The sequence below is a fragment of the Streptomyces anatolicus genome, from assembly GCF_019400875.1.
Lineage (GTDB): Bacteria > Actinomycetota > Actinomycetes > Streptomycetales > Streptomycetaceae > Streptomyces > Streptomyces anatolicus.
In genome coordinates this window covers 1-1,290 of the sequence record NZ_WMBF01000834.1, presented here as the reverse complement: position 1 = coordinate 1,290, position 1,290 = coordinate 1, and the positions used below count along the sequence as shown (strand labels likewise).

Annotated in this window: 1 protein-coding gene; it reads right to left on the bottom strand. The window is 73.7% G+C overall.

Annotation, left to right across the window (positions count from 1 at the left end):
* The coding region (locus tag GKQ77_RS32820) for a Cmx/CmrA family chloramphenicol efflux MFS transporter (RefSeq protein ID WP_219692793.1) at positions 1-1,249 on the bottom strand (1,249 nt) is incomplete at its 3' end.
* Positions 1,250-1,290 lie beyond the last annotated feature (41 nt).

Sequence of the window (1,290 nt, the reverse complement as noted above, 5' to 3'; positions counted from 1 at the left end):
CCGTAGGGGCGCGGGGAACTGCGCGCTCAGCCACGACGGGCCCGCGGGTCTGGTCGGTTTCCGCGTGCGGCTCCGCTTGGGCTGGTCGCGCAGTTCCCCGCGCCCCTACGGATCGCAGGCGCAGGGAGAGCGCCACCGTCGCCAGTGCCGTCGCCGTCATCGCCGCGCCCGCCCAGGCCGCGGCCGCGTAGCCGAAGTCGAGGTCGATGACCGTGCCGCCGAGCCAGGGGCCGCCGGTGTTGCCGAGGTTGAACGCGGCCGTCGTGGTCGCGCCCGCCAGGGTGGGGGCGGCGCCCGCGACGTTGAACATCCGGGCGTTGAGGGCCGGGCCCGTGTAGAACGCGGAGACCCCAATGAGGAACGACAGCGCGATCGCCGCGGCCGGGGTGGCGGCGAACAGGGCCAGCGAGACGAGGAAGACGGTGGACGCGGCGATACCGCTGAGCAGCACCCCGAAGAGGTGCGCGTCCGCGAACCGGCCGCCGATCGCCGTGCCGACGAGGGCGCCGACGCCGAAGAGCGCGAGGACCGTCGGGACCCAGCCGTCGGCGAGGCCCGCCACGTCCGTCAGGAGCGGGGAGAGGTAGGAGAACGCGCAGAAGACACCGCCCGCGGCAAGCGCGGTGACCGCGATGGAGAGCTGGACCTGGCGGTCGGTGTAGATGGAGAGTTCCCGCTTGAGCTGGGGCTTCTCGGCGGGAAGCGGGATGCGGGGGATCAGGGTGAGGACGCCCGCCAGGGCGAGCGCGCTGGCCGCGGCGACCGCCCAGAACGCCGAGCGCCAGCCGAAGTGCTCGCCCAGGAAGGCGCCGGCCGGGACGCCGAGGACGTTCGCGACGGAGAGGCCGCCGAGCATCACCGCCATGGCGCGGGCGCGCTGACCGAAGTCGACCATCGCGATGGCGACGGCCGCGCCGACCGCCCAGAACCCGGCGCAGGCCAGGGCGCTGATCACGCGGGACGCGAAGAGCACTTCGTACGAAGGTGCCAGGGCGCCGGCGACCTGGCCGAGGCCGAAGACCGTGATCAGGGTGATCAGGGTCGTGCGGCGGGGCAGGCGCAGGGTCGCCGCGGCGAGGAGGGGGGCGCCGATGACCATGCCGATGGCGAAGGCGGAGATGAGGAGGCCCGCGCGGGGGATGGAGACGTTCATGTCCTCCGCGATGGGTGGCAGGAGCCCCGAGAGCATGAACTCGCTCGTGCCGAGGGCGAAGACGGCGAGGCCGAGCATGTGTACGGCTATCGGCATGCGGGGCGCTGCGCGCTGGGCGGGGGACGGCATATCAGGGG